Source organism: Gluconacetobacter entanii (assembly GCF_003206495.1).
Lineage (GTDB): Bacteria > Pseudomonadota > Alphaproteobacteria > Acetobacterales > Acetobacteraceae > Novacetimonas > Novacetimonas entanii.
On record NZ_NKUF01000132.1, the window covers coordinates 1 to 839 of the forward strand.

The 839-nt window shown below is 56.1% G+C and carries 2 protein-coding genes; both read left to right on the forward strand.

Annotation, left to right across the window (positions count from 1 at the left end):
* Positions 1–43: 43 nt before the first annotated feature.
* Positions 44–403, forward strand: coding sequence for an IS66-like element accessory protein TnpA (tnpA, locus tag CFR72_RS16860; protein WP_007400224.1), 360 nt, complete (start codon positions 44–46; stop codon positions 401–403).
* Complete coding sequence (tnpB, locus tag CFR72_RS16865; RefSeq protein WP_010510701.1) at positions 400–747, forward strand: IS66 family insertion sequence element accessory protein TnpB; 348 nt, start codon at positions 400–402, stop codon at positions 745–747. Before tnpA ends, tnpB begins: the two co-directional genes overlap by 4 nt.
* The last annotated feature ends 92 nt before the right edge of the window (positions 748–839 follow it).

Sequence of the window (839 nt, forward strand, 5' to 3'; positions counted from 1 at the left end):
CGTCGTTAACGACGTCGTTATTGACGTCATTTGAGAGGTAAGAATGACCCAGGAAATCCTGATTGGCGTTGAACGCCGCCGCCGCTGGTCGGATGAACGGAAGCTGGCGATACTGGCTGAAGTTGGTGTGGATGGAGCAAGTGTATCGGATGTGGCACGTCGACATGACCTGACCCGCCAACATCTTTACCAATGGCGGACGTCATTCCGTCAAAGACTATCTTCCCCAGATCAGTCTGTGGCGTTTGTTCCTGTTGCTTCAGTGACGACACCTGCTGTGGCATCTGGCGGTGATCCTGACGAACTGGCCATAGTGCTGCGCAATGGCCGTAGTATCAGGGTGACGGGACATCCTGCCGAAGATCTTCTGGCCCGGGTCATCCGGATTGCGGAGACGGCATGATTGGCGTGGGCAACGGCGTGCGTGTCTATCTGGCCTGCGGGGTGACCGATATGCGCAAGGGCATATCGGGTCTGGCAGCACTGGCACAGGACGTGCTGCGTCAGAACCCGACATCAGGGGCGCTCTTTGCCTTTCGTGGTCGCCGTGGGGACAGGATCAAGCTTCTGATGTGGGACGGTCAGGGGTTCTGTCTTTATTACAAGGTGCTTGAGAAGGGACGTTTTCCATGGCCGTCTCCGGCAGAGGGCGTTGCACGCCTGACGACAGCACAGATGGCCATGCTGTGGGAAGGCATGGAGTGGAGACGCCCTTCCTGGTCTGCACCACCGTCTCGCGTGGCCTGATTTTTATGGCGTGAGAGTGCAGAACATTTTGAATTTTCTTAGGTTTTCTGCTATTTTTTCATAATGACGTCTGCACCTGCGGTCCTGCCTGA

Bases quoted from the DNA above. Each gene is read 5' to 3' on its own strand.
- tnpA (WP_007400224.1), top strand. From the start codon at position 44: ATGACCCAGGAAATCCTGATTGGCGTTGAACGCCGCCGCCGCTGGTCG.
- tnpB (WP_010510701.1), top strand. From the start codon at position 400: ATGATTGGCGTGGGCAACGGCGTGCGTGTCTATCTGGCCTGCGGGGTG.